This window comes from Prevotella melaninogenica (genome assembly GCF_018127925.1).
Classification (GTDB): Bacteria; Bacteroidota; Bacteroidia; order Bacteroidales; family Bacteroidaceae; genus Prevotella; species Prevotella melaninogenica_C.
Genome location: NZ_CP072348.1, coordinates 1,813,788 through 1,838,298 on the forward strand (window position 1 = coordinate 1,813,788; position 24,511 = coordinate 1,838,298).

Consider the following 24,511-nt stretch of genomic DNA (forward strand, 5'->3'; position numbering starts at 1 on the left):
ATAAGAAAACTTTTATGTAAGTTTGCAGTAGAGAGTTGAGTGCTATGCAGATACGAATAGTCCTATTTTTCTTGTGGCTTTTGCTACCCCTCTCGCCACTTCAAGCACAGAAAGTGCTGGTTTGTGATGGGGCAACACGCTTTCCGATACGTGATGTATTGGTCAGTGTGGATGGGAAGAATGTGGGACTAACTACATGGCAAGGAATCATTAACCTACCTGATTCATTCCAAACAGCTACCTTTAAAAAGAAAGGTTATGCACCAGAGAAGTTGTTTCGGAGTGAGGTTTTGCGTGATACTGTCTTCCTTTTCCCTGCAGAACATTATTTGGATGAGGTAGTGGTAATAGGAAAGCAAGTTGTTGATGGGCGTGAACTGTTGAAGAAGATGCCGAAGCGAGACATCTTAGAAAAGAAGCCAGCCCATTCCCTATTAGAGTTTGATGTTGGGCTTATGCTTGATAAACGGCTACGTAGAGACCGTAAGCATGTTGAGAAGCTACGTGAAGTTTTCAAGAAAATGGACGGTTTAGAGGATAAGGAAGACCCTATCCTCAAGGCCTATCGACAGACACAGTTGGAACTAAAAGCTGATTCTATCCAGAAAAAGAATGAGCAAAAAGAACTGAAGAAATAGCTTTTAATGTGAATATAGGTTAATTGTGAGGCTGTTAAAGCAATCTTTTTGTATAGTTTACTTGACTTTTAGAAAAGTAAGTGTTACTTTTGTGGTGTGATAGATATCTTTACTTATTAATTAAAAAAGCTACTTTATGAAAACAGATTATCTTTTACCCCACATCTTTAGGAAGGTTGGTTGGTTTATTTTTATCCCTTGTAGTGTCATGATTATGGTTTCTTGGTTAGGTATTAATGACTGGTTTAATGATGACAGACTGAGTTTTATTACCTTACACATTGGAAACCTGAATTTCTTTGCTTCTGAACAAGAGGGGCGTTCTTTCTTCTATTTTGCGCAGGAAGACATGTTCTCGGAATTTGTCTACTGCTTGACCTTTATCTCTCTTTATATGATAGCATTTTCAAAGGAAAGAGTTGAGGATGAATATGTTGAACATCTCCGCATGCGTTCATTGGTATGGGCACTGAAAGTAAATACTATTTTCTTTGTAATCTTCACGTGGTTCTGTTTTGGTATGGTTTACATCACGTTGTTAATGCTATCAATGTTCAGTATATTTCTGCTGTTTCACTTCCGTTTTCTTTACGAATTACATAAAAGGAGAATAGATAATGAAGAATAGTATAAGGGTAGAACGAGCAATAAAGCGTATGACCCAAGCGCAATTAGCAGAACTTATTGGGGTGTCCCGGCAAACGATTGTCGCTATCGAAAGCGAGAAGTATGTTCCCTCAACAGTTCTCAGTCTGAAGATAGCACGTGTTTTCGATAAGCGTGTAGATGATATTTTTGAATTGGAAGAAGGCGATTAAAGCCTTGTATTTATAACCTATACTTTTCAATATCATCAGTAATCATAATTATGAATTATGAATTATGAATTTTGAATTAAGGCTAATCATAATTATGAATTTTGAATTATGCATTATGAATTATTAAAGTAATCATAATTATGAATTCTGAATTGTGAATTTAGAATTAACCGAAAAAGGCCCGATGGACAAGGTGAAGAAATATCACACTTGCCTCATCGGGCTCAACATATACTCAAGTCAGAGAAGATTTTATTATTATATCACGCCACGGATACGGTCGTCAAAGGCTGAAAGGGCAGCCTTAGCACCTTCTCCCATAGCGATTGTAATCTGTTTGTAAGGTACCGTTGTAACGTCACCAGCAGCATATACGCCACTTAGATTAGTGCGGTTGGTTGCATCAACGATAATCTCATTGCGAGGAGTAACCTCTACTTGATCCTTGAAAGCATCGCTGTTTGGCGACAAGCCAATCTGAACAAAGACACCATCTAAGGCTATATCGCGCTCCTCATCATTGGTGCGGTCCTTCACTCTGATACCCGATAGCTTCTGACCATCACCCAAGAGGGCTGTTGTCTGGGTAGAAAGGAACACCTCAACATTAGGCAGACTGGCTACTTTCTGTTGTAAAACCTCATCGGCACGCATAGCATCAGCGAACTCAAGTACTGTCACGTGGCGGCAGATACCAGCCAAGTCAATGGCTGCTTCGATACCAGAGTTACCTCCACCGATGACTGCTACGTCCTTACCTTTGTAGAAAGGACCATCGCAATGAGGGCAGAAGTGTTCACCATGACCGATGTATTTCTCCTCATCTGGCAGACCAAGACGGCGCCAGCTTGCACCTGTTGCAATCACAACAGCTGGTGCGGTGAAGGTTTCTCCACCACGAACAGAAACAGTCTTCACAGCCTCTTTCAGGTTGGTTGATACCACTTTACGATTGTCGAATACATCTATTGAATATTCATTGATATGGGTGCGGAGGTCAGCAGCAAGTTGTGTACCTGTCGTTTTGGTGACAGAGATAAGGTTCTCGATACCTGTTGTGTCGTTTACCTGTCCTCCAATGCGCTCTGCAACGATAGCTACGCGTAAGCCTTTGCGGGCAGAATAGATAGCAGAAGATGCTCCAGCAGGGCCACCACCGAGTACGATGACATCATATTCACGTACGGTCTGCACCGCGTTTTCATCATGGTCGGTGCCAACTTTGTCCTCCAACTCCTGCAGAAGGATTCCGAGATCGCCACGACCAGTATGCAATGGCTCCCCATTAACGTACACAGAAGGTACGCCTTGTATGTTCAAACGTTGTATTTCATCCTGACAAAGACCGCCATCAACCATCTCATTGCTAATATTTGGGTTGATAAGCGCCATTACGTTGAGTGCCTGAACAACGTCAGGACAGTTTGTACAGGTGAGTGATACGTAGGTCTGAAGGCGGATTTCACCCTTCAGCGACTTGATACGTGCAGCTATCGCCTCGTCAGGAAGGTTCTTACCCTGTCCGTCAGAGTTAAGGATAGCAAGGAGCAACGAGGTAAACTCGTGACCATTTGGTATACCACGGAAGCTGATACCAGTCTCTTCACCATTGCAAAGAATACTGAATGAGAACTGTTCTCCTTCCAGATAAACTGTCTTTATCTTGTCAGAAGTAGAGGCAATATCCTCTACGAAAGACGAAAACTCTGCTGAGTTCTCATCATTACTATTGCGAGTAACGCTAAGGGTTATATCAGATGAGAGCGAAGCAAAGACGCCCTTCACCTGTTCGAGTATGCTTGAATCTAACATGGGGCTTGTAAATTTCTCTATATATTATAAAAAAATGGAGAGACAAAGTCCGAAGACTTATCTCTCCACCATAACTTCTATGACACTTTTATGTCTGTTATTACAGAAACTAAGTCTTAGAGCTTACCAACAAGGTCGATGCTTGGCTTCAATGTCTCGCCGCCCTGCTTCCACTTAGCTGGGCAAACCTCACCCTCGTGAGAAGCAACGAACAACGCAGCCTCAACCTTACGAACGAGCTCATCAGCATTACGACCGATGCTGTTATCCTGGATTTCAGCAATCTTAACGAGACCCTCTGGGTTTACGAGGAATGTACCACGGTAAGCTAAACCCTCGTCCTCTTTGTATACACCGAAGCCACGGCTCAATACGCCAGTTGGGTCAGCAAGCATAGTGTACTTAATCTTCTTGATTCTATCAGAAGCATCGTGCCATGCCTTGTGTACGAAGTGAGTATCAGTACTTACTGAGAAAACCTCTACGCCAAGACTCTTGAGCTGCTCGTACTTGTCAGCCAAATCCTCCAACTCTGTAGGACATACGAAAGTGAAGTCAGCTGGATAGAAGAAGAAGAGTGCCCATTTGCCCTCGATATCCTTGCTTGAAACGGTCTTAAACTGTCCGTCCTGGAAAGCCTGAACGGTAAACTCTGGTGCGTGTGCATTAATAATTGGTTCCATATCTTACTTAAAACTATTTATGTGATTAAATCTTTTTGTTTTGTAATGCAAAGATAGTATTTGTAATTATTACAGCCAATAGATAAAATCTATATGCTGATTAATAAAATCTATCAAGCTTATCACCAGTGCTGATTATCAACAAGTTGCACTCATTTATTTGGTAAATTAAAAGATTACCTTCAACTAAAAAATATATTAAACATATACCTATACAATGCAATACTGAATCGAAAACGCTCGTGTTGCCTTTGAAAAGCAAGATGAATAAGAAAAGAACAACTCTTACTTCATAACAAGTTGTTGTCAATAGAATCATATATAATAAGGTTGTTAACCTTTAATATGCTTGGTGTTCAGCCTCCGCACGCTTGGTGTTCAGCCTCCGCACCACATGTGCGGGGCGTTAACACACTTGGTGGGTGGTGGCTTGTTGGTTGTTGGTGATGGTTGTTAGGTGTTGAAGAAGACTGGTATGAAACTTATAAGGTGGTGAAAAATAATACTTATTTATAGTGATTGGAGGTGTATACACTCACTATAAAGGATGAAAAAGACGAGTATAAAGCATAAAAACAGGATGATAAGACGGCTATTTGGCTTTTTTTATCTATTTTTGTCATAGTCTATACATGGTATTAGAAGAATGACACTACAACAATTAGAATATGTAATGGCAGTTTATCGGCTCAAGCATTTTGCAAAGGCAGCCGATGACTGCAATGTTACACAGCCTACACTTAGTTCGATGATTCAAAAGTTAGAAGACGAATTAGGTGTGAAAATCTTTGACCGTAAGCGTCAACCGATACAGCCAACACAAGCGGGTATGAAGGTGATTGAGGAGGCTTGGAGGGTGCTTAATCGTGCAAAGAAACTCAAGCAGATTGTTGACGAGGAACGTCAGGTGCTTACTGGTACCTTTGAGGTGGGTGTGCTACCGACGATTGCACCTTATCTTATTCCGCGATTCTTCCCGCAGTTAATGAACGAACACCCAGAGATGGATGTGAGGATTACGGAGATGAAAACCGAGGATATGCGCAGGGCACTTCGTCGGGGCGATATAGATGCTGGTATCTTGGCACGTGTCGACGGACTGGAGGAGATGTCGTGTACACCGCTTTATCGTGAACAGTTCTTCGGTTATGTAGCAGAAGGCGACCCATTGTTTGAAAAGGAGTTTATTCGTCCTGCTGACTTGTCGGGAGAGTACTTGTGGTTGCTGGACGAAGGACATTGTTTCCGTGACCAGTTGGTGAAGTTCTGCCAGCTGAAGTCGGCTGCTTTAAGCAAGAAGAGTTATAACTTAGGAAGCATAGAGACCTTTATGCGTATCGTAGAGAATGGTAAGGGAGTAACCTTTATACCCCAGCTTGCACTCTCACAACTCACAAAGGAACAGCATCGTTTGGTACGTCCTTTCGCCCATCCTGTTCCTTCTCGTGAGATAATACTGATGACATCGCCTAACTTCATTCGTCATACGTTGCTTCGTTTGCTTTCAGAGAGAATCAAGGAATCCTTACCTGATAATCTTCATGGCTAATCTTCAATAACTTCTCTTTGAGAAGTAATAGAGAAAGTAAAAATAGGTGGGTGTGCTAAAACACTAAACTTAGAAATACCATCTATCTTCTATTTTGGCACACCCTTATCTAGACTGTGAAGACAAGTTTTTTCTCAGTTTATTCTTCTATTTCACTTTTTCTTCTTACCTTTGCGCCCGTGAACAAATTAGCAATGACATATCCAGCCAATCCAGCACAGCAAAGAAACTTTGATTTCTTTGCCTTTTTTAGTGCTTTATATTTGGTAGTTTCAGATATTTTGCTAACACACACACACACACACACACACACAGGCGCACCTAGCGTTTAATCATACTTTTTTTCTTCCATCCTACGCGCGCGCGAAGCGTGGCGTAACCCTTGTAAACAAAGGACTTCTAGGAGTTTCCTTTGTTCACTTTTTCGTGTCCGTTTGCGAACTGTTTAAAACGCAAATTAAGACAGTTTTAACCACTAATTTTACAGCAAAAGATAATTGTAATTTTCTAGTAATAGTTTGTTTTCTCTCGTTGATTTCTCAGGCAGGCGGTGGTAATGCGCTGTCTGCCTGTAGGGAGGGAGAACGAACGGTTAGAAGATTTATATAATGAGTTCATCAGGATGTATATAATAAAAGGTGAGCAACGAAGCCACATAATAGAGAGTAGATAACAACTATTTTTAATCAAATCAAAAAAAGCAATGAGAAAGAAACAAGAAAAGAAGGATTATTCTGCACCACGTTGCATGATAATCCAAGTAAGCGAAACCACTTATTTGATGGACACGTCTTACCCCGGTCAGCACAACCCAGCCCAGTCAGGCGGAACCTTTGGTGATGCCAAGCAGGCTCCAAGCTGGATGTCTGAAAGCGAAGAAGCAACCGAGCATTCTTCATGGGAAGACTAACAGAGAGAGTTATTAACCAAGTAAAGAAAACAAAATCAAAAAAGAAGAAACAGACAATGAAAAAGAAATTATTCAAGACCCGCCTGCTTTCATTCGCAGCTTTCTGCGGGCTCACATTAGCGTTTGCATCCTGTGCCAATGAAGACGTAGCGCAGAACCCAAACAACACAGATAACGACAAGAACCTGACAACCTTCACAGCAGGTGACCCAACGACACGCACTTCAATGGAAAGCGACGGCAAGTTCTTTTGGGAAGCAGGCGACAAGATTTGGGTAAAAGATGATAACGGCACATGGAATGCAAGTAGCAATTCGCCAACAAGCAAGACTGCTTACTTTAAGTTTAAAGTGCCAGGCACTTACACAGCCCACATGTCATACAAAGTTTATTACCCTGGTCAGAATGGTAATCAAGACCAAGTAACCATCTCTGCAAGCCAGAGTCAATCAGAGCCAAACACAACTACTCACTTTGGCACATCAGGTGACTGTGGTATGGCAACAGCAACGCGCATAACAGGTGAGCGTAATTTTAACTTTACGCTCGATCACAAGGCCGCTTACTTGCTCTTCTTACCTCGTACAACCAATACTATCTTACAGAATTGTTACTTGACTAAAGTAGAGATAAATTCAGATAACGACATTACCAGTACATATACCCTCGACCCAGTGACAGGCGAACTAACAGGCACTGGTACAGGCAAACAGATTACAGTTTCAACAGGTGGTAGCGGAACATACGCTAACGGTTTCCCTTTAACCAACACTTCCACAAGTGCCGCTACAAATGGTGCTTACGTTGTTATAAAGCCGGGCACCCATACACTCAAGATACGTTATTGGGTGAAGGACATTGTAACAAACGTGGAGGGAACTATAACCAAGACATTGTCCTCAGCTACCTACGACCAGAACAAGTATTATAATATCACTGCCAACCTTAATGTAAAGGATTACGATGGCGACCATTATTACATGTGGGATGCTCAGGAACAATATTGGAAAGGTCACGAATGGAATCAGGGTGGCAGCCAGCCAACACTTAGTATTTGGTTTCCAGGTGGAACATCTTCCAGCGATTACCCCCAGAACAACAGTGACCCACGTTACTGGAACGAAAGTGATCTAGGTTACGGCATAAGCAACCCCGCTACTCACACACCATGTAAAGACCTTCCTAACGTAAACGAGATGACGTGGTACGCTGCTAAGGGTAATCCTCGTTGGGATGCAGACGAGTTATGGACAACTATGGGTCATTTATATAAAGGTGGTATGTGGTTTAAGAAGAAAGCAAACATAAGCGGATACAACCCTAACACCGCAGTAGACGGAACCGATTGGCGAACAAATGACAATGGAAATAGCTGGTCCGTATCTCAGACTCTCCCTTCCGCAGCCGATGCAAACAATTACTTCTACCTGCCCGCCTTGGGTTCCTACAGCTCTGGTTATCTGAATAGCGTTGGCGACAACGGCAGCTATTGGTCGTCGAGTGCTAGATCGAAGAACAGCGGCGGCGCGAACGGCCTGAGCTTCGACAGTGGTTACGTCAGCGTGGGCCTCGGCAACCGCAGTGAGGGATTCAGGATCGACGGGTTCGAGTAGTAAAGCCCCGTCCCTCCCCGAAAGGGGAGGGAGCCTAATGGGATAAAGGAGGATGAGAGATAGGAGAAAATCTAACCCATTGGAAGTAAATTTCTAACCTGTCAGAAATTTACGGGAAACGGGTTAGCGAGAAATTTCTAACGGGTCGGAAGAAAATTTCTCTACGGTGAGAAATTTACGTACCTACGGTTGGAAAGAAATTTTTCACAAAGGAAAATTTTCTTCTGACCGTAGAAAAATTTAAAGCCCTCCTTTGTCTCTGAAAATAGATGACTGGAAGTTACAATTTTCTATAAACGGAAATGCTATTATCTTGAGGACAAAGAAGGTTTCTAACCGGAAAAACAAAGAGAAAAACATTGACACAACAAACTGGATAAAACCTTATTCAGACGAGAACATGAAAAACGGAGAATAAACCATGGAACAAACCAAGGTGTAAATGCCGTAAAAACTTAAATATTTACTTTTAAAAACAAAACAATTATGAAGATTAAACTCCAAAAGAAAAAGAATCCGCAGAAGCGGACGGAGGAAAAGTATTATGCTAATCCTGTAAATCTTGGTAAGAAGACCTTGCGAGACATTGCACGCGACATTGCGGGGCGTTCTTCGCTCACACGTGGCGATATTGAGAACGTGCTGTCAAACTTTATAGACTGTTTGCCTCATTACCTCCGCGATGGCTTTAGCGTGCAATTAGGAGAATTTGGCACGATGCGCCTGACACTTTCAAGCGAGGGAGCTGCAACGGAAAAGGCCTTTAAGACCGAGACGATTAAGCCACGCGTAACGTTTACGCCAGGTGTAGAACTGAAGGCTGCGCTGCGCGAGAACTCGTATGAAACAGTGAAGGAGGAAGAGAAAAAGACGAAAGAAGGTTCTGGTGGTTCTCTGGGCCCATCGGTTTAAGTAAGTCTTTTAAGCTCCTCTTCTAAAGTGAAAGTAAGAAGAGCGAGGAAGGCCTTAAGCTAGTTGCTGAAGCGTAATGATTCGGAGGCTGTTAGCTAGGTTAAGGATATGGTCGAAAGAGTTCGCGAACAAATCGAAAATTGTTCGCGAACTTTTTTAAGATTCTTCGCGAACAAAATGGAAATTCTTCGCGAACAATTTTTTGTGTTTCTTTTGGAAGAGTAATCGTTGGGGGGGCTTACTTGTCTGGAAGTAATCAGTAGAATCTGCCTATTCTATGCCATTTAACTTCCTTGTTTCCTCAATATCTAAGGCTTCGGCAAGGATAGAGATAGGGTTCTTTACATCATATCCTGTTGACATTTCAATCTGCCATTTACAGGTTTCGCAGTCGGTAGTAACGAAGTCTGGGTTTACTTCCTTTATCTGTTTGAAGACTCCAGAACCAATCTGCTGTGAGCGTTCATAGTTCTCTTTCTTGAATCCGTAAGTACCAGCAATACCGCAACATTGGGAGTCGAGCATTGTAAGCTGTAGTCTCGGAATCATCTTCAGTAGCTCTGTACTATAGATAACCCAGCCCATCTTCTCCATATGACAAGCTGAATGGTAGGCTGCATGCATCTTGAAGTCCTCACGGAAAGCAAGCTTTACGTCGCCACTTTCTATCAGACGATAGAGGAAGCGGGTAGCAAGTGTGATGTTCTCTTTGACATCATCAGCCTTTATATCAAGCAGGTGCTCATATTCGTCACGCATGGTAAAGGTGCATGTAGAGCTTGTTGTGAGGACAATTCGGCTTTCCTTTGCTGCCTTACGAATTGAGTTGATGTTCACTTCTCCCTGCCTGCGCGCTTGATTACTGAGTCCATTGGCTATCAATGCGACACCGCAACATTTCTCTTTCTCCAACAAATGGACACCATAACCGACCGCATTCATAATCTTTACGAGGTCTTTGCCCAACTGTGGGAAGTTATAATTGACGTAACAGCCGTGGAAGTAGCTTACATGTTTCTTATACTTGTCTTGCTCTTTGGCTGCATTGCGCTTGAACCATGTCTCAAACTTCTGGCTGCTATAGGCTGGGAAACTACGATGTTTGTCAACACCCATCACGCTGTGGAGCACAGCCTTAACTGGCTTCAGTCCCAAGGTGATGTTGACAATCGGTGCAACCATATTCGCCATCGTACCCACGAAGTCGGTATTTGCCAACATTCTATCACGCAGGATAGGTCCATGTGTACTATATTTGATGCGTGAAGCCTGAATGATGTCAGCAATGCGAACACCAGAAGGACAGGCAACTTCACAACGTTTACAGTTCAGACACATCTTCAACGCATTGTCAAAGAACTTCTTATCCTTGAGGCGGTAGCGTTCCAAATCTGGTCCTGAATGTTTCGGTCCGGGATATTCTGGTTCCACAGCAGACACTGGGCAGTAGGCAGTACAGATAGAACACTTTAAGCATTGTTCCAAGTTATTACCGCTGATATTCTTTAGTTGTATTCCTTCTGGCATGACCTTATTTCCTTTCTTTTATTGTTTCGGCTACCTGAAGGGCAGTCAAAAGTGAAACACCAGTACCATCAGCGAGTTTAATGTTATTATGTCCGCTCAAGAGGGAACCAATGACAAAGAGGTTGCTGATAGTTTTTCCGTCTTTTATAGCGTGGAAGTCTTTGTCTGTCTGCACACCATATTCCATGTAAGGCTGTGCTTCGAACGAGTCTTCCTTTGTCCATTCGCTTCGTGCTTCTGCAGCATCAACATCAAGGTTGAATACTGGTTCGAATACGTGTTGATAATTACTCTGCAGTCCGTGGCTCATGAATGAACCCGAAGCGAGGATGAATTCGTCTGCATAAAGTGTCTCATCAGGGAGGTTTTCGGTTGTGATAGAGATGAGACGGTTACCCTCAAAGACACCATTATTGGCTGTATCATCCACCAATATCGTTCCACCTAAACGAGTGAAGTGTTGTTTCAAGAGGTGAGTTGTGCGAACGCCCGATACTGATGGAGGAAGGGTTGCGAGAAACTCAATAGGCTTCTTGACCATATTCTTTAGTTCGTTGAGGCTCTCATTATCGCTGAAACCCAAGACTGCAGGTAGCAAGAGTGCTTCTGCCTCTCCACTGATAGCATTGATACGGTCGGCAACTTTGTGCAAAGCAACCTTGTCTGACAGTACTTTTGCGATGTTAGTAGCACGCATCTCAGTAGGACTTTTCCTCACATGGCTCAACTCTTCAGTTGTAAAAGACTTCACCTGACAAGTCACTCCATTCTTCTTAAGGTTCGCAGCGATGAAGGCTGTGGGTAAATCTAAGAAGCCTTGGATGTTCAAGAGTTCTACACTTTTCCAAGGGAGGGAGTCTTTCTGCTGGCTTATAGCATAGCCTTCCGTAGTCAACCATGCAGGTTTTGTGGTTCCTAATGGGGTGAAACGATAATGATTCTGTGCGCTATCGCCAATCGTTTTTACGCCAGCTTCATTCAATAAAGCCTTTGCCTTATCAGCAAGGAGTGCGATTTTCTCTGTGCCAATCTTCTTGTAAGGATGCTGGTCGTTCAGTGTTGCAATCGCTTCCAACGGATGTTCAACCACCTTTCCATTGTTATCATAGCCCAGTAAGTCGAACGAACCCGAATTAAAGTGCAGACTACTCTGTCCCGCTGACACGATGCAAACACGTTTGCCTGCGCTTGCCAGTGTGATACCAGCAGTGAGTCCGCTGAGTCCGCCACCTATTATAATAGTATCGTATCTCATTGTCGATTGTCTTTGATTGTGATAGATTGTTTGAAATCTTTGGTCTTTATAGAGCCATTTATACGTCTATATGATTTAGACTGATAAGAACTTCTCTTTCTGTCCAATGTCTTTTATCAGTTGCCCAGTCCTAACAAGCCCTGATAGATAGCTGCAGTGAGCTGTGCTTCGTCAAGTGTGCTACCCCAAGCAACGGGTTGCATACCTTTCCACCGTTCGTTGATGAAGTCGTGGAGATCGGTTAATGTTTTCTCTGCCTCATCTCCTGCATCACACATTACACCAGCAGCACGACAAGCACAGAGTTCTCCTTGACAGGTTCCCATGCCCACTCGGGTACGGCGGCGCAGGTTGAGGAGGTCGTGGACGTGCAACTTTTCCATTGCATATTTTACTTCACCGACACTCACTTCCTCACATTCGCAAACTAAGGAGCGGTCTTCTACGCTTTGAGTGGATATCTCTTGAACACGATAGCCTTGTCTACCTTTAGCCGCATTGTGTGCTGTTGAATACGTATGATGTTTGCTGTCTGTGTCTTTTCCTTCGCTTCCCGGAAGAGGGCGGTTAGCTGTTTGACAAACAGCTTTTATATCTAATTTCTTGCAAGCCAAGTCGGTTGCTATTTCAGCCATGAGTCGGTAGGTCATCATCTTACCACCTGTAATCGTGATAAGTCCTGCCAATCCATCTCGTTTCTCATGGTCTAAGCAGATGATTCCACGGCTGATACTGCGCCCTGATGGGTCATTATCGGCTGCAACAAGTGGTCTAACGCCAGCATAAGCACGTAGGATACGAGTTGTCGCAAGGCTCGGAGCAAGTTTCTCTCCCTCCTTTATCAATATGTCTACCTCTTCTTGTGTAATCTTTAGGTCGTCAATTGTGTCATAAGCTACGCGGTCGCTGGTGGTTCCAATGACGCATACAGCATCGTCTGGAACGAGGATATCAGCGTTTGCAGGCTTACGGCAACGATTGATAACCATGTTGTTAACGCGATGACCGAAGATGAGAAGCGTACCTTTCGCAGGAAACATATTAACCTTGATACCTGCCATCTTGACAATGTCATGTCCCCAAATGCCAGCTGCATTGATAACGATACGACTGTGAACTTCGCTTTCTTCGCCGGTATGATTATTGCGGAGGCGAACGCCTTCCACACGACCATTGCTTAAAACGAGTCCTACCACCTGCTGATAGGTTAGAATATCAGCTCCATGACGACGAGCATCAAGGACATTAGCCGTCGTAAGATGGAAGGGATCAATGGAAGCATCTGGCACTCGCACAGCGCCAATCAAGTCGGGATTGACTGATGGCTCTATGCGACGCGCTTCTTCAGGTGAAATAATGTTAGCACTTATGCCTGCTTCTTGGCAGGACTCTACGAATGTTTTCTGGTATTGTATGTCGTCTTCTGGCAGCGTAATAAACAGTCCATCAGTTGCTTCTATGCAATGATGAGCAATCCGACGGAGTATCATATTCTCTTTGATGCACTCTGAAGCTGACTCTGGGTCGGTCACTGCATAGCGTGCTCCGCTGTGGAGTAAGCCATGATTGCGACCTGTAGCACCATTGCTGAAGTCATATTTCTCTACAAGAAGCACACGCAGCCCACGCATAGCACAGTCGCGTGCAGTGCCTGCGCCTGTAACACCTCCTCCGATGATAATCACATCGTAATCCTTGTTTAATACTCTGCTCATTGTATAGGTAGTTCTAATCGGTCAAAAGTTATTTGCGAAGTTTCGTAACGAAAGTTTGGTTAAGTGTGCAAGCTGTCGTTCAAAATCTTTTGTATTTCATTCCGCAGCAAAGTTATATAAAATAGATGAAAGTTCCAAAAAGTCTTAACAACTTTTATATCTTTTATTTCGTTTGGAAAGATAATCGCTTTCGTTTTATTATCTTTTAGTTTCTTTGTTATGATGTTTTTGCTAAAGCTAAACACTCTTTTCTTCTGATTAAGTTTGTAGATAATGTTTTGAAAAATCATTACATAATTTCGTGTAAAACATCTATAAGTAAGGATAAAAACACTTGTAAAAAGTGGGTTTGTAACCAACAGGGAATCAGTTAGTTATAAAGTAGTAAAAGAAAAGGTGCTTAATAAGACTTCAAAAGGGCGTTAGTTGGACTTCAAAAGGGCACCTTTTGCAAGCCTATCGGGCGTCTTTTAGAAGCCAAAAGAGCATGTATTCAAAATCATGATGTGAAAAAATAGGACAAAATAATAAGCAATTAGTCCAATTGGACCAATTAGCCTAATTAGCCTAATTAGGCTAATTAGGCTAATAGGAATAAGTTGTTTGTAGAGGATAATATCAATATAGTATCTATTTGCATTTCTTGTATAGCTTACAAATGTATTGTAAGCTCTTTTAAAACATTCTATAGGTACTACTTATACAATGTTTTGTTTGTCACATATTATATTTTTTATTATCTTTGCAGCATGAAGTTACGAAAAGAGTGTAATTTATTGGAAATGAGCATTGGGTAATCGCTCATAATAGTAATAGGTTACGAATTAGTTAGTTATCTACTGCATTATTCTTCTGTGCGTTGCGTAACCTTCAAAGAACTCTTCGTATGCAAAAGTAACAATAAAACGGGAGATTTAGAAATGAATCTCCTGATTTTTTCTTCTCACACAAGTTTTTCCGTAAAAGCGATTTTATCCGTCAGCACACCATCGCCCAAAAAGATTTTGAACGAACGTGTGCCGACTGCCGCATAAGCGGAGAAAAGGGCTTTGCCTCACGCCTAAACAATAGTTTAGACTGATGAGACAAGGCCCCTTTCTTTTGTGCTTATGCCAAAGAGGTGCTTTTACGGGGTTTTGACGATTTTTCTTTTTTCGTTGTCCTTTTGAGCCGGAAGCGGAAAGCCGTGTATGACCGCACATTCCATAAATGGAACAAGCCGTCACTCACGGCAGACAAACCGGGAAGAATGATTTTATCCATCCGACCAAACACGTTTGGCCAAACAGATAAAAACATACTTCCTTGCCGATGGTTTGCTCGGTTTCACGCTACCGGCTATGTTCTTTTCTGTTGGGGATGTCTTTTTCACGGATTTCTCTTTTGAAGTTTTCCTGTCTAATCTGCCTCCACTTCCGTTTACCTCCATTTTCGCGCCTTTCAGTGAGCCGCATCAGGCAGTCATTTTCGTGCTGGGTGCAAAGGTAACTCCGGGATTGTACGGGAAAGCAAGGTCAAGCCTCCTGTTTTCTGGAAAAATCTCCAGCCTTTCGGGTAGTATTTTTCCGAAAAACCTTGCATTCCCTAATCCCTACCTTTTTAAGCACCCGAAACGAAAACGACCGATGCGACAGAAAGACGCATTAAAAAAAATGTCGGATAAACGAGAAGCAGATAAGATAGTTTGAAACTCAACTCCCTCAGCTCTTGAATCCGCATTAAAAAACAAAAAATCAAAAACAAAACGGATATGAGAACGGCAATAGCAACAAAATTCGTGGCATGGGAAGTACCAAGTTTGGAGAACCTGCAAGGCAGCAAGGTGTACGGACTTCGCACCAAACTGAACAATGGTGAGAAATTGAGCCGAGAGGAAAAGGATTGGCTTACACGCAACGTGAACAGCAACACCTATTTCAAGAGCGCAGTACCCTTGCAAGGTTGGATGTTTGACTTTTCCGACATTCTCCGAACCTACATTGTAAAGCAGTATGGACATTGGGCGGAATACAAGGCTACCGACAAGACCGCACTCCGCAGTTTCCTATACGGCAGGATAGACAGCATCGTGGAACTTAACAAATGATACGGCTATGACAGCAACGGTAAATTTCAGACAAATGGCGCAATACATAGGGCTTGCGATATGCACCCTAATCATGCGCACCGCCTTTTGGGTGTCCGGCATCCTTTGGTACATCGTCAGAGAGATAATAAACGGAGTGTTCCGAGTGGCAATAGGGGTAATCGTGGCTATTCTTTCCGTTATCCTGTTCTTCGGCTTCATTCTTTGGTTATTCACCCTTTAATCCCTACCGACATGGCAAAGAGAAGAAGCAAGACAGTGGAGCAACAATGCAGATACTACGAGGTGGGCAACATCTTCGAGTACATGGTGGAAACATACCTCAACGGCAATATGTCCGTGTTCCGTGGACTCTACCACGAACTGAACAAGGACGCACGGAAGGACTTTATAGACTTCCTATTGAGCGAGGTTGAGCCGATTTATTGGAGGGAGATTTTGAAACATACTATTTGACAACTCATAAAAACGACAGCGATATGAAAGGAACAGACCATTTCAAGAGAACGATACAGATGTATTTGGAACAACGTGCGGAGGAAGACACGCTCTTTGCGAAGAACTACCGCAATCCAGCCAAGAACATTGACGATTGCGTAACCTACATTCTGAACTATGTGCAGAAAAGCGGTTGTAACGGCTTCACGGACGGAGAGATATACGGACAAGCAGTACACTACTATGACGAGAACGAGATTGAGGTGGGCAAGCCTATCCAATGCCAAGTGGCGGTGAACCACATTGTGGAACTCACGGCAGAGGAAAAAGCAGAAGCACGTCAGCAGGCAGTCCGCAGATACCAAGACGAGGAACTCCGCAAGTTGCAGAACCGCACCAAGCCGACAAAGGCGAAAACAGAAACCCAAGTTCAACCCTCATTATTTGATTTTGGCTTATGAAACCGAGAAACAAATTTGAAAAAGCAGTTCTTGCCCAAAGCAAGAAACTACGCCCGATAACCCCGATACAGATAAATTGGGCATTCCGTAATTGCGTGGAGCATTATGCACACCGCTTGCCGAAAGGTCGTACCACTTGTATGGATTGCGGTCATAGTTGGGTAATGACGGAGCAGACCGAGCATTGTACGTGTCCCGAATGTGGAGCAAGTTTGAAAGTCTGCCTCACCTATCAGCGCAAGGTAAGACAAAAGCAGTATTTCACAACCCTTACCACAAGCGGAGAATACCAAGTGCTACGAATGTTCTTGCTTGTCGTGGGTATGGAGAAAGGGGTTAATGCCAAGTCCTATGCCCTTGAAATCGGGCAGTATTGGTGGAATGAACAAGGGCGTAAGGCTGTTGTTGCCATTCCACGCACATTGGGATGCTACATCGACACGTTCTCATTCGCTTCTCCTTTTGCTATCCGCAATGACAATGAAGCGTACCGCCATATCTCATATTCCCCGATATATCCAAGATATAAGGTGTTGCCGACGCTCCGCAGAAACGGCTTTAACGGCAATTTCCACGACATTGTACCCACCAAACTAATACCGGCATTATTGTCGGACAGCCGTGCGGAAACGCTGTTGAAGGCAGGGCAATATCCCATGTTGCGCTACTATCTGTACCACTCTTTCAATATTGGAGAGTATTGGGCTTCAATCAAGATATGTATCCGCAACGGCTATACTATTGAGGACGGCTCAATGTGGCGTGACACCATAGACCTCCTGCGTCATTTCGGCAAGGACACAAACAGCCCGAAATACGTTTGCCCTGCCGACCTCAAAGTTGAACACGACAAGTTGGTGGCAAAGCGCAACCTGCAAAGGAAACATGAGCGGACTGAACAGCAACGCAGGAAAGCGATTGAGGACGAGAAACAATATCTGAAAGCTAAGGGCATATTCTTCGGACTTGCCTTTACCGACAGCCTTATTTGCGTCAAAGTCATAGAGAGCGTGGAAGAAATGGCAGAGGAAGGAAGGACGATGCACCATTGTGTGGGCGGTTACCACAAACGAAAAGACTCCCTTATCCTATCCGCCACCATTGACGGAAAACGAATTGAAACGATAGAGGTGTCACTAAAAACTTTTGAGGTGGTGCAGTGTCGTGGCGTATGCAACGAGAACTCCGAATACCACGACCGCATCATCGCCCTTGTGAACAAGAACGCCAACCTTATCCGCCAGCGGATGAAAGCGGCATAATATCGACATCTAACAACTAACATTATGGAAGTAAGATTTGAAAGCATGGTTTTCCTATGGGATGATAAAATCCCCACGATGTTCCTTGAATTTATGAACCTCCTCACTCTTTGTCAGAGTGAGGAGCAATTAAGGGCGAGCGTCAAGGACTTTGCCGAGAAACACGAACTTGACAAGTTCTTCCTTTACGGCTTCGGCTCTCATCATTTCTACCTGCACCAACGCTACACGAGCGACCCCGAAATGGTGATGCAACACAGAGTGCTGTCTGTACATTTCTAATCATCTAAATAACAACGACTATGGCAACAAAATGACAATTAACGGAGTAAGCACCTGCCAATCGGCAGGAACGGAGAACTACGAGAAATTCCAAACGGGTATCGACAGACGCAAACGCACCCTTGTGCAATACGACTACCGCCACACGGACGGGGAACTTTTCTCTTGTGTCAAACCCACATTAGACGAATGTCGAGCCGCACGGGACAAGTGGCTAACGGCAAAGGAAAGGAAGGAGGAGAAGCGATGAACGAAGCAGGCTACCAAACGCTGATAGTCAAATTCAGCGAACCCATTACGGCATTGGACGGCATCTTTGACGATGCCGAAGCGTGGGGAGTTGATACCCTAAAGGGGTGGATAGACAGCTATGAAAGCAGCCGTTTCACTGCCATTGACAGCCATACGGCAGTCATCACGAGCGAGTATAGCATGGAATGTCTGAAAGAGTGGCTGGAAAAATGCACACCCATAACCGAGAAAACAGAATTTTGAACATTGGGGCGGTGTCCGCACCGCCCGAACCATAAACCTAAAAGACAACGGATATGATAGCAAAGACAATTTTAGAGCAGATTGGCGGCAGACGCTTTGCCGCCATGACGGGAAGCAAAGACTTCACAGACATGGGCAACGGCTTGCGCATGAGCCTTGCGAGGAACAAGACCAGTGCCAACCGCCTTGACATCATCTATGACGGAGGGGCAGACCTATACAATATGCGTTTCTACCGCAAGACGTTCAGCAAAAAGACATTCGAGAGCAGGACGAAGGACATTGAAACGCACGAGGGGATATATTGCGATATGCTGGAGGAAATGTTCACGATGGTAACGGGACTTTACACCCGCTTTTGAGGGGTGGGCGGCAAAAGCCGCCTACTTTCTTTCATGAGCATGATGGCGGATAAGAAAGTAGGCAAAGAAACCTTTGTACCAATCTACGATAGTATTCACAAAAACAAGTTTTAATCATGGAAACAATCAGACAGAACGGAAAAACCATCTTGTACAGCAACGACGGCATAAGCATAAAGATGGTTTTCAAGAACCTTACGGGCAGGAATTTTCAAGGTCAGGAATATACAGACTATATCCGGCATATCGCAATCGGCAGCATGGGATTTTCACCCGGTATCATAGAGCATTGCAGGGACGGTGAGGTTGCAGGCAAAGGGACAATCCCGAATGTATGAAAACTGAAACTCCGATGAAGTTGGCGGCTTCATCGGAGTTTCTTTCGTCAGACACTTATTCTTTATGGTACATACAGCAGCGCAAACTCAGCCTTCCTTCGTTTGAGCAGCATGGCGTGGCGTTTCCCCTTATAGTTACAGAAAGCGATATACTCCCGGTAGATGTTCCTGTCACCCGCCTCCAGCTTTCGGATTAGCGTGCTTTTGGGTATCTTCCCACTCCCCAAAAGACGGTACGGACCGACATTGTAGGCGAGCGTGGCAAGCAGAAGCGAATCCTTCCCGAACTGCTGGAACATCGCGCAGAACTTCCGCAGGTCTTTTCGCAGAAGCGCGTCCGCCTGCCGCTTCGTCATGGTGCGTGCCGAATACCTTTCCCCCGGCTGCAACCGATGTCCATATCCTACATACGGGTGATGTTTTTCCGAATGCCAGCCCTCAAAATACTTCGTGCATCGCACCGCCCTCTCAAATGGTGGCAGCCGGTAGATAGCCGCCTGCCCGTCCGTTCCCTCATGGCGTCTGTTCCGTGCGGACACGGAACAGACCGCCAGAAGCGAACAGAGGATAGCCATGAATACACGCATCATCGTGTAAAGGGCTTGAAGTTCCCGATGGGGACAACAGTGATAACCCCGTCATCCTTCACGTTTCGGTTGTTGAAGTCAAATTCCAACTCATAGGAGTTGCCGAAATTGTCCTCCACTACCACGATGAAGTTGTGCGCCTCGTCACCTTGCGCCGTGTAGTACAGCCGGAACTTCTCGTTTTCGAGCAGGTAGCGGTCATTGGGCAGGAAAGTGATGCCGTTGTCCATTTTCAGTGTGCCCTCACCCTCGAACTGGAAATACCGGATGGTATAGAGGGTATTGGCGAAATCGCCCGTTTTCTTCAGCTCACAGCGGATTTCCACCGTCTGCCCCTTTGTGACCTTGTTCGGCACGGGCATGGTTTCCACCGTGAAGGGATAGGATTGCTGGATGTCCATATCGTCGTCGCACGATACGAATGTGAATGACACTGCGGCGAACAGGCAGAGTGCCAACGCCTTGAAGATTGATGTTCTCTTGTTCTTGTTGTTCAGTATGTTCATTATTCTTTGATTTTTAGATTGTTGTTCTTTTGTTGTTTTCTTGATACTTGTTGCAGGTACTCGTTCAAGTCCTTGCAGCCTTGATAGATGCCGGAACGGTCTGTCACCTTTCCTCCGTAGCGTGTCCGCAGGGCTTCCATTGCCCTGCGTCCGGCTTCGTCTCGGTCGAGGTAACAGTCGATGCGCTCGTACCCGTCCAGATGTTTCAAAGCCTTTTCCACGTTGGCGACGGAGTTCAGCACAAGGCAGTCACCCGTTGCCAAACCGAGCGTGACGGCGGACAGGAAGTCCATAAAGCCCTCGAACACGCTGCACACGTCCGCCGGGATGTCCCCCGCCTTGACCAGCGACACGTCCTTTGGTGGTACGCAACCCTTGAAACGGCGGCTTCGGGTTTCATAGCCGCCCGACACGTTCGGAAAGCCGACGGCAAAGTACCGCTTACCACGCACGCCGTAGTTCAGGCGGCAGCAGTGGCGGGATGCAACGGCATAAGGGATGCCTCTTTCCTTCAAATACTCCGTCAGCGGAGAGCGGAGCAGCGGGACGGCTTCCACTCCCTCAAAGGCAGGTTCGGACGGTTCCGGCAGGTACAACGGCTTTTCTGCTGCGGCAAGCGGCATACGGGCGGTTTCCGCTATGAATCTCGCCTGCGCCATGAAATCCCCGCTTCGGGTAAACTCCCCGACAAGCGTGAAGATGTCGCCGCCCTTGCCCAAGCCGAAGTCGTACCAGAGCTGTTTCGCCACGTTCACACGGAAGGAGGGCGTGCGTTCACTGCGGTATGGCGCACGATACCACAGCTCGTTTCCGCTCCTTCGGACAGGCTCATGTCCCAGCCGTGCGAGAAAGTCCGCAATGGGTATCTGCCTCATATTCTCAATGTCCGTCCGTTCCATGCGACGTGTCAGTTGATGATTATCTTGACGCCCGCCCCGAACTGCGTATGGAACTTCCGTGTGTCGCCACCCCACAGCAGGCGCTCCCGGAGGTTGGCGAGCAGGGCGATACGGTCAGCCACGTAAAACTCCACATCGAGCGTCAGCGCACCGCCGTAGATGAAGGCGTCCCGGTCATGGAGCGTGGAGCCGTCATGCAGCACTTTCTCGCCCCAATTCACCGACTCATATCCGGCGAGAGCCGAAGCCCCCGCATAGACGAACACTATTTTACGGGCGTCGGAGAGTATCTTGAAATAATAACCGCCCTCCGCCGTGAACTGCGCCACAGGTATGGCGGTATCCTTGTACGGGTTGTTCTTCAAGAGGTATTCGCCACCGAACACCCACTTGTTACCGTTCTTCGTGTAGGTGGAGAGAGCCGCCCCGAAACTGTAACCGCCATTGTTGCCACTTAAACGCATACCGTCCACAAGGTTAGCTCTCAATTCGATGCCCTGCATCTTCGGCAGGCATCGCTGGGCGTGCGCCTGCCCCGTGAACAGGGCAAGCGACACGATGATTATTGCGATGTACTTTCTCATGGTCAGCGCACTTGAAGTTCGTTGATGGTATTGGCACGTACCAAGTCCTCGTTTTCAATCACGAAAGACTGGTGACGCCCCCCGTTCTTCTCGTTGAGTTCCACCACGAGGCATTTGTCGTCGGGAATGGTGAACTTCGCCATCGTGAATACCGTGCGCTCGCTCTTCTTGCCCGGCACGAGTGTGGCGTAATTCTGCGCACGGAGCGGCAGGATAATCTGCTCCTGCACGGCGGTACGCTTCGCCACCTTCTTGTCCACGATTTTCCATGTGATGTAGTCCACATCGAAAGGCACGTTGCTCTGGTTCTTTATCTCCGTGTGGAAATAGAGTAACCCATTATGCGTGTAGATACCTTTCAGCAGGTACTGGATGCCGAATCGCTTGCAGCCGATGTGCTTCACCTCACGCTTGTTCTGCTTGTGGATGGACTTCATGATAAGGCGCACCAGCATCGGGCTTTCGCTGCCCAGTTCCTTCAGGTAGATTTCCTGCGCGTTGTTCGGGCGGTTCACCTTCTCGCCGTCATGGATGAAGTCGCACATCTCCACGTTGAGAAGCAGCGGTTCGGAGGCGTACTTCACGTTAAAAGTATAGAAACTCCCGTCCTCCGTGATTACCGACATATTGGTTTCGTTCGGGAAGTTACGCACGGTAGCTTTCACGCGGATGACGTTCTCCGCTCCGTCGGCTTTACCCGCAATCAGGTCGGGCGAGCCTAAATCGACGTAGCGCACCTCCGAGGGGAAAATGACGTGGACGGTCTTGTCGTAGGTCACTTCCAATCCGTGCGGGGGAACCATGCGGTCGAAGGTCAGCTTCTTTGTCAGCCCGTGATACAGATCGCCGTCCGCCTCCTTCTGCGGATAGACCTCCTTTGTCAAGGTCGGTTGTTGGCTTTGCCTTCCTCCTCCTTGCGAGGCATAGTCAAGCGAGCTTGTCTCTGCTCTCGCTTCGTTCGTCGGTTCACTTCCGTTGTTCTCTCCAACGGTTACGTTCTCCTGCGCGTTGGCAGTTATGATGCCCATAGCGAGGGCAAACATGATGATTACTTTTTTCATTCTACTTTGGATTTTAGTGGTAAATAAAAATTTGGTTGTTGTTTTTTTAGTCGTTGATTGTTATTGTTTTCAATCTCTGTCCTGATATAGCATGACCTTGTATCCGGATTTCAGATGCACCTTGACGGTACGCATCTTCTTGGCGATATACTGGCTCGTGCCTTGTATCAGCCCCTTGCCCAAGTCGGAGGCGAGCTGCGCCCCTGCGTTGGTGGAGATATTAATGCTGCTGCCCAGCGAGCCGCCCATGTTGGCGGCAACCTCCCTGACGGCGTTCATCTCCATCGAGTTTGGAATGAAGATGCCGGGCTGTCCGTCCGTGTCATACACCGCCAGTTCTACCGGGATAATCGTACCTGCGTACTCCAGCGAAGTAATTTCAATATCGAGTCGTTCGCCCTGAATCTTTGCCGTGCCTACCACCACTGCATTGCGGGGTATGATTTTGTCCGCCACTGCCATCGGCTCCAGCAGCCGTAATCTTACCGCCTGCCCGTCAGTCACACTCTGCGCCCCATAGACACACGCCGATATGGTGTTCCTGTCCGATACAGTCGTGACACCCACCGCCGTATTGAAACTGCGGTTGCGCTCCTGCGAGAAGGAGGCGACAAACTCAGCGTTGCTCATCGGCTGTGAGAGCGAAGATACCACCTGATGCGTTACCTGCCTGACAGGTGCAGCCGTGTTCTTTCCGGCTTTCTGCACGGGGTAAGGCTCTGCCGCCTGTCCGACAGGTGGCTGTGTGCCGTTCTGCCCGCCCATGTACTTCGCCGCCAGTTCATAGGACTTCTCCATGAGTGCCACTTGGTCATCCATAGCGGATGCCTTGCCTTTCTCGGTTTCCAGTTCCGATTCCAGCGAGGCGATACGCTCTAACAGTTCGTCCATTTCCGCGTTGTCGTTCTTCGGCTGCTCATAGAAGTTGCCGAGCGTGGTATTGAGGTCGCGGTAGGCAGCTGCGGAGGATTGGATGGTTTTCGGAGCGGATGATTTTGCTGTTGCATCTTCCGCATTTCCGGGATTAGCAAGGTCGAAGTCCCTGCCGCCGTCCGTTTCCGCCACCTCGCGGTCGAACATATCGCCCAGTTCCTGCATGGCGCGGCTGCGGTTCTCCTGCCGTTCCTCCATTGCTCCCTGTTCGTAGGCTTTCGCCTTGTCGCCGATGATCTGGCGGTTCGCCTTGTCAGCGTCGGGCATTTCGATGTTGTAACCACCCGTTCCCGGTTGCTGCTCCTTGTCGGAAGACGGGGCGAATATCAGCCACATAGCACCGATGAATACCAGCACTATAGCGGGCAGCACTATCATTTTCTGACGTTTCAGCCTTTGGGCTTCGGTCAGCGGCTTGCGCTCCTTCTTCGGTTTCCCGTTGTCGGGAGCCGCCTTGTTCTCGTTTTTAGGTTCATTCTTCGTCTGTTCCATATAAATAAGGTATTACATTATGATTGTTGTCCGGCTTTATGGACAGTTCCACCTGTCCGGCATGGTCTGTTACCATCCGGCTGCCGTCATTCCTGCCGATTTCATAGACGGCTTTGCCGAAGGTGTAGAGGGCAAGCACCGCAAAGGCGGCGAGCATCGCCAGCACGATGCGCCTGCGTGTCTTCGGGGGCAAACCGTCCAGATAGCCTTTGAGCCTTGCCACCAGCATTTTCTTTTTGTCGTGGAGCTTCCAGTACGCACGCCAAAATGATTTTTTGATTTTCTTCATGTCC

Annotated in this window: 30 protein-coding genes; 18 read left to right on the top strand and 12 right to left on the bottom strand. The window is 46.2% G+C overall.

Going from position 1 to position 24,511, the window contains the following annotated elements:
* Positions 1 to 44 precede the first annotated feature (44 nt).
* The 3 genes from J4861_RS12830 (at position 45) to J4861_RS12840 (ending at position 1,456) form a co-directional block, all read left to right on the top strand.
* Complete coding sequence (locus J4861_RS12830) at positions 45 to 638, top strand: hypothetical protein (protein ID WP_211817138.1); 594 nt, start codon at positions 45 to 47, stop codon at positions 636 to 638.
* 136 nt (positions 639 to 774) lie between these two features.
* Positions 775 to 1,266: a hypothetical protein gene (locus J4861_RS12835; protein ID WP_211817139.1), complete on the top strand. Its 492-nt coding sequence runs from the start codon at positions 775 to 777 to the stop codon at positions 1,264 to 1,266.
* Positions 1,256 to 1,456, top strand: coding sequence for a helix-turn-helix transcriptional regulator (locus J4861_RS12840; RefSeq protein WP_025837777.1), 201 nt, complete (start codon positions 1,256 to 1,258; stop codon positions 1,454 to 1,456). Before J4861_RS12835 ends, J4861_RS12840 begins: the two co-directional genes overlap by 11 nt.
* Positions 1,457 to 1,714: 258 nt before the next feature.
* On the opposite strand, the gene ahpF is transcribed toward J4861_RS12840, so the two are convergent.
* Together ahpF and ahpC are read right to left on the bottom strand one after the other, a co-directional pair.
* Entirely contained in the window at positions 1,715 to 3,268 is a 1,554-nt protein-coding gene (ahpF, locus tag J4861_RS12845; protein WP_211817140.1) for an alkyl hydroperoxide reductase subunit F, read from the bottom strand.
* Positions 3,269 to 3,384: 116 nt separating this feature from the next.
* A complete protein-coding gene (gene ahpC, locus J4861_RS12850) occupies positions 3,385 to 3,951 on the bottom strand; it encodes an alkyl hydroperoxide reductase subunit C (protein ID WP_004361409.1) in 567 nt (188 codons plus the stop codon).
* A 646-nt stretch (positions 3,952 to 4,597) separates the two neighbouring features.
* On the opposite strand from ahpC, the gene J4861_RS12855 reads away from it, so the two are divergent.
* The 4 genes from J4861_RS12855 (at position 4,598) to J4861_RS12870 (ending at position 8,935) form a co-directional block, all read left to right on the top strand.
* A complete protein-coding gene (locus J4861_RS12855) occupies positions 4,598 to 5,500 on the top strand; it encodes a hydrogen peroxide-inducible genes activator (RefSeq protein WP_211817141.1) in 903 nt (300 codons plus the stop codon).
* A gap of 703 nt (positions 5,501 to 6,203) precedes the next feature.
* Positions 6,204 to 6,410 carry a hypothetical protein gene (locus tag J4861_RS12860; protein ID WP_211817142.1) on the top strand — a complete coding sequence of 69 codons (207 nt, stop codon included), beginning with the start codon at positions 6,204 to 6,206 and terminating at the stop codon, positions 6,408 to 6,410.
* A gap of 56 nt (positions 6,411 to 6,466) precedes the next feature.
* Complete coding sequence (locus J4861_RS12865; RefSeq protein ID WP_249110867.1) at positions 6,467 to 8,023, top strand: hypothetical protein; 1,557 nt, start codon at positions 6,467 to 6,469, stop codon at positions 8,021 to 8,023.
* 486 nt (positions 8,024 to 8,509) lie between these two features.
* Positions 8,510 to 8,935: an HU family DNA-binding protein gene (locus J4861_RS12870; RefSeq protein WP_211817144.1), complete on the top strand. Its 426-nt coding sequence runs from the start codon at positions 8,510 to 8,512 to the stop codon at positions 8,933 to 8,935.
* Between the two features lie 270 nt (positions 8,936 to 9,205).
* Here J4861_RS12870 and glpC read toward each other — a convergent pair whose 3' ends face one another.
* The 3 genes from glpC to glpA all read right to left on the bottom strand — a co-directional run bounded on the left by glpC (position 9,206) and on the right by glpA (position 13,432).
* Positions 9,206 to 10,462 carry an anaerobic glycerol-3-phosphate dehydrogenase subunit GlpC gene (gene glpC / locus J4861_RS12875; RefSeq protein WP_211817145.1) on the bottom strand — a complete coding sequence of 419 codons (1,257 nt, stop codon included), beginning with the start codon at positions 10,460 to 10,462 and terminating at the stop codon, positions 9,206 to 9,208.
* A 4-nt stretch (positions 10,463 to 10,466) separates the two neighbouring features.
* Entirely contained in the window at positions 10,467 to 11,717 is a 1,251-nt protein-coding gene (gene glpB / locus J4861_RS12880) for a glycerol-3-phosphate dehydrogenase subunit GlpB (RefSeq protein WP_211817146.1), read from the bottom strand.
* A 116-nt stretch (positions 11,718 to 11,833) separates the two neighbouring features.
* Positions 11,834 to 13,432, bottom strand: coding sequence for an anaerobic glycerol-3-phosphate dehydrogenase subunit A (gene glpA / locus J4861_RS12885; RefSeq protein ID WP_211817147.1), 1,599 nt, complete (start codon positions 13,430 to 13,432; stop codon positions 11,834 to 11,836).
* A 1,277-nt stretch (positions 13,433 to 14,709) separates the two neighbouring features.
* Between glpA and J4861_RS12890 the strand changes: the two genes are divergently transcribed.
* The 11 genes from J4861_RS12890 to J4861_RS12940 all read left to right on the top strand — a co-directional run bounded on the left by J4861_RS12890 (position 14,710) and on the right by J4861_RS12940 (position 19,156).
* Positions 14,710 to 15,120, top strand: a complete 411-nt coding sequence (locus J4861_RS12890) for a hypothetical protein (protein ID WP_032588465.1) — start codon at positions 14,710 to 14,712, stop codon at positions 15,118 to 15,120.
* 62 nt (positions 15,121 to 15,182) lie between these two features.
* Entirely contained in the window at positions 15,183 to 15,518 is a 336-nt protein-coding gene (locus J4861_RS12895; protein WP_004310306.1) for a hypothetical protein, read from the top strand.
* Between the two features lie 7 nt (positions 15,519 to 15,525).
* Positions 15,526 to 15,741, top strand: a complete 216-nt coding sequence (locus tag J4861_RS12900) for a hypothetical protein (RefSeq protein WP_005643957.1) — start codon at positions 15,526 to 15,528, stop codon at positions 15,739 to 15,741.
* A gap of 11 nt (positions 15,742 to 15,752) precedes the next feature.
* On the top strand, positions 15,753 to 15,974 hold the full coding sequence (locus tag J4861_RS12905; RefSeq protein ID WP_008019901.1) for a hypothetical protein: 222 nt from the start codon (positions 15,753 to 15,755) through the stop codon (positions 15,972 to 15,974).
* Positions 15,975 to 15,997: 23 nt separating this feature from the next.
* On the top strand, positions 15,998 to 16,417 hold the full coding sequence (locus J4861_RS12910) for a PcfK-like family protein (RefSeq protein WP_004310304.1): 420 nt from the start codon (positions 15,998 to 16,000) through the stop codon (positions 16,415 to 16,417).
* A complete protein-coding gene (locus J4861_RS12915; protein WP_004310303.1) occupies positions 16,414 to 17,679 on the top strand; it encodes a PcfJ domain-containing protein in 1,266 nt (421 codons plus the stop codon). Before J4861_RS12910 ends, J4861_RS12915 begins: the two co-directional genes overlap by 4 nt.
* 24 nt (positions 17,680 to 17,703) lie before the next feature.
* Positions 17,704 to 17,961 (top strand): hypothetical protein, encoded by a 258-nt coding sequence (locus tag J4861_RS12920; RefSeq protein ID WP_005827305.1) that lies wholly within the window; start codon positions 17,704 to 17,706, stop codon positions 17,959 to 17,961.
* Positions 17,962 to 17,992: 31 nt separating this feature from the next.
* On the top strand, positions 17,993 to 18,211 hold the full coding sequence (locus tag J4861_RS12925; protein WP_008770680.1) for a DUF3873 domain-containing protein: 219 nt from the start codon (positions 17,993 to 17,995) through the stop codon (positions 18,209 to 18,211).
* Positions 18,151 to 18,456, top strand: coding sequence for a DUF6956 domain-containing protein (locus J4861_RS12930; RefSeq protein ID WP_004310302.1), 306 nt, complete (start codon positions 18,151 to 18,153; stop codon positions 18,454 to 18,456). Before J4861_RS12925 ends, J4861_RS12930 begins: the two co-directional genes overlap by 61 nt.
* 53 nt (positions 18,457 to 18,509) lie before the next feature.
* Positions 18,510 to 18,818, top strand: a complete 309-nt coding sequence (locus J4861_RS12935; RefSeq protein ID WP_004310301.1) for a hypothetical protein — start codon at positions 18,510 to 18,512, stop codon at positions 18,816 to 18,818.
* 116 nt (positions 18,819 to 18,934) lie between these two features.
* Positions 18,935 to 19,156, top strand: a complete 222-nt coding sequence (locus J4861_RS12940) for a DUF7688 family protein (protein WP_004310300.1) — start codon at positions 18,935 to 18,937, stop codon at positions 19,154 to 19,156.
* Between the two features lie 62 nt (positions 19,157 to 19,218).
* On the opposite strand, the gene J4861_RS12945 is transcribed toward J4861_RS12940, so the two are convergent.
* The 7 genes from J4861_RS12945 to J4861_RS12975 form a co-directional block, all read right to left on the bottom strand.
* Positions 19,219 to 19,746 carry a glycoside hydrolase family protein gene (locus tag J4861_RS12945; RefSeq protein ID WP_005827312.1) on the bottom strand — a complete coding sequence of 176 codons (528 nt, stop codon included), beginning with the start codon at positions 19,744 to 19,746 and terminating at the stop codon, positions 19,219 to 19,221.
* Complete coding sequence (locus tag J4861_RS12950) at positions 19,743 to 20,249, bottom strand: DUF3872 domain-containing protein (protein ID WP_032595742.1); 507 nt, start codon at positions 20,247 to 20,249, stop codon at positions 19,743 to 19,745. Before J4861_RS12950 ends, J4861_RS12945 begins: the two co-directional genes overlap by 4 nt.
* On the bottom strand, positions 20,249 to 21,148 hold the full coding sequence (locus tag J4861_RS12955) for a toprim domain-containing protein (RefSeq protein ID WP_004310298.1): 900 nt from the start codon (positions 21,146 to 21,148) through the stop codon (positions 20,249 to 20,251). The genes J4861_RS12950 and J4861_RS12955 overlap by 1 nt, the downstream gene beginning before the upstream one ends.
* Before the next feature lie 8 nt (positions 21,149 to 21,156).
* Entirely contained in the window at positions 21,157 to 21,732 is a 576-nt protein-coding gene (locus tag J4861_RS12960; protein ID WP_032588474.1) for a conjugal transfer protein TraO, read from the bottom strand.
* Positions 21,733 to 21,734: 2 nt separating this feature from the next.
* Positions 21,735 to 22,793, bottom strand: coding sequence for a conjugative transposon protein TraN (gene traN, locus J4861_RS12965; protein ID WP_032588475.1), 1,059 nt, complete (start codon positions 22,791 to 22,793; stop codon positions 21,735 to 21,737).
* A 69-nt stretch (positions 22,794 to 22,862) separates the two neighbouring features.
* Positions 22,863 to 24,218 (bottom strand): conjugative transposon protein TraM, encoded by a 1,356-nt coding sequence (gene traM / locus J4861_RS12970; RefSeq protein WP_032595739.1) that lies wholly within the window; start codon positions 24,216 to 24,218, stop codon positions 22,863 to 22,865.
* Complete coding sequence (locus J4861_RS12975; protein WP_004308924.1) at positions 24,199 to 24,507, bottom strand: TraL conjugative transposon family protein; 309 nt, start codon at positions 24,505 to 24,507, stop codon at positions 24,199 to 24,201. Before J4861_RS12975 ends, traM begins: the two co-directional genes overlap by 20 nt.
* Positions 24,508 to 24,511 lie beyond the last annotated feature (4 nt).

Bases quoted from the DNA above. Each gene is read 5' to 3' on its own strand.
- J4861_RS12830 (WP_211817138.1), top strand. From the start codon at position 45: ATGCAGATACGAATAGTCCTATTTTTCTTGTGGCTTTTGCTACCCCTC.
- J4861_RS12835 (WP_211817139.1), top strand. From the start codon at position 775: ATGAAAACAGATTATCTTTTACCCCACATCTTTAGGAAGGTTGGTTGG.
- J4861_RS12840 (WP_025837777.1), top strand. From the start codon at position 1,256: ATGAAGAATAGTATAAGGGTAGAACGAGCAATAAAGCGTATGACCCAA.
- ahpF (WP_211817140.1), bottom strand. From the start codon at position 3,268: ATGTTAGATTCAAGCATACTCGAACAGGTGAAGGGCGTCTTTGCTTCG.
- ahpC (WP_004361409.1), bottom strand. From the start codon at position 3,951: ATGGAACCAATTATTAATGCACACGCACCAGAGTTTACCGTTCAGGCT.
- J4861_RS12855 (WP_211817141.1), top strand. From the start codon at position 4,598: ATGACACTACAACAATTAGAATATGTAATGGCAGTTTATCGGCTCAAG.
- J4861_RS12860 (WP_211817142.1), top strand. From the start codon at position 6,204: ATGAGAAAGAAACAAGAAAAGAAGGATTATTCTGCACCACGTTGCATG.
- J4861_RS12865 (WP_249110867.1), top strand. From the start codon at position 6,467: ATGAAAAAGAAATTATTCAAGACCCGCCTGCTTTCATTCGCAGCTTTC.
- J4861_RS12870 (WP_211817144.1), top strand. From the start codon at position 8,510: ATGAAGATTAAACTCCAAAAGAAAAAGAATCCGCAGAAGCGGACGGAG.
- glpC (WP_211817145.1), bottom strand. From the start codon at position 10,462: ATGCCAGAAGGAATACAACTAAAGAATATCAGCGGTAATAACTTGGAA.
- glpB (WP_211817146.1), bottom strand. From the start codon at position 11,717: ATGAGATACGATACTATTATAATAGGTGGCGGACTCAGCGGACTCACT.
- glpA (WP_211817147.1), bottom strand. From the start codon at position 13,432: ATGAGCAGAGTATTAAACAAGGATTACGATGTGATTATCATCGGAGGA.
- J4861_RS12895 (WP_004310306.1), top strand. From the start codon at position 15,183: ATGAGAACGGCAATAGCAACAAAATTCGTGGCATGGGAAGTACCAAGT.
- J4861_RS12900 (WP_005643957.1), top strand. From the start codon at position 15,526: ATGACAGCAACGGTAAATTTCAGACAAATGGCGCAATACATAGGGCTT.
- J4861_RS12905 (WP_008019901.1), top strand. From the start codon at position 15,753: ATGGCAAAGAGAAGAAGCAAGACAGTGGAGCAACAATGCAGATACTAC.
- J4861_RS12910 (WP_004310304.1), top strand. From the start codon at position 15,998: ATGAAAGGAACAGACCATTTCAAGAGAACGATACAGATGTATTTGGAA.
- J4861_RS12915 (WP_004310303.1), top strand. From the start codon at position 16,414: ATGAAACCGAGAAACAAATTTGAAAAAGCAGTTCTTGCCCAAAGCAAG.
- J4861_RS12920 (WP_005827305.1), top strand. From the start codon at position 17,704: ATGGAAGTAAGATTTGAAAGCATGGTTTTCCTATGGGATGATAAAATC.
- J4861_RS12925 (WP_008770680.1), top strand. From the start codon at position 17,993: ATGACAATTAACGGAGTAAGCACCTGCCAATCGGCAGGAACGGAGAAC.
- J4861_RS12930 (WP_004310302.1), top strand. From the start codon at position 18,151: ATGTCGAGCCGCACGGGACAAGTGGCTAACGGCAAAGGAAAGGAAGGA.
- J4861_RS12935 (WP_004310301.1), top strand. From the start codon at position 18,510: ATGATAGCAAAGACAATTTTAGAGCAGATTGGCGGCAGACGCTTTGCC.
- J4861_RS12940 (WP_004310300.1), top strand. From the start codon at position 18,935: ATGGAAACAATCAGACAGAACGGAAAAACCATCTTGTACAGCAACGAC.
- J4861_RS12945 (WP_005827312.1), bottom strand. From the start codon at position 19,746: ATGATGCGTGTATTCATGGCTATCCTCTGTTCGCTTCTGGCGGTCTGT.
- J4861_RS12950 (WP_032595742.1), bottom strand. From the start codon at position 20,249: ATGAACATACTGAACAACAAGAACAAGAGAACATCAATCTTCAAGGCG.
- J4861_RS12955 (WP_004310298.1), bottom strand. From the start codon at position 21,148: ATGGAACGGACGGACATTGAGAATATGAGGCAGATACCCATTGCGGAC.
- J4861_RS12960 (WP_032588474.1), bottom strand. From the start codon at position 21,732: ATGAGAAAGTACATCGCAATAATCATCGTGTCGCTTGCCCTGTTCACG.
- traN (WP_032588475.1), bottom strand. From the start codon at position 22,793: ATGAAAAAAGTAATCATCATGTTTGCCCTCGCTATGGGCATCATAACT.
- traM (WP_032595739.1), bottom strand. From the start codon at position 24,218: ATGGAACAGACGAAGAATGAACCTAAAAACGAGAACAAGGCGGCTCCC.
- J4861_RS12975 (WP_004308924.1), bottom strand. From the start codon at position 24,507: ATGAAGAAAATCAAAAAATCATTTTGGCGTGCGTACTGGAAGCTCCAC.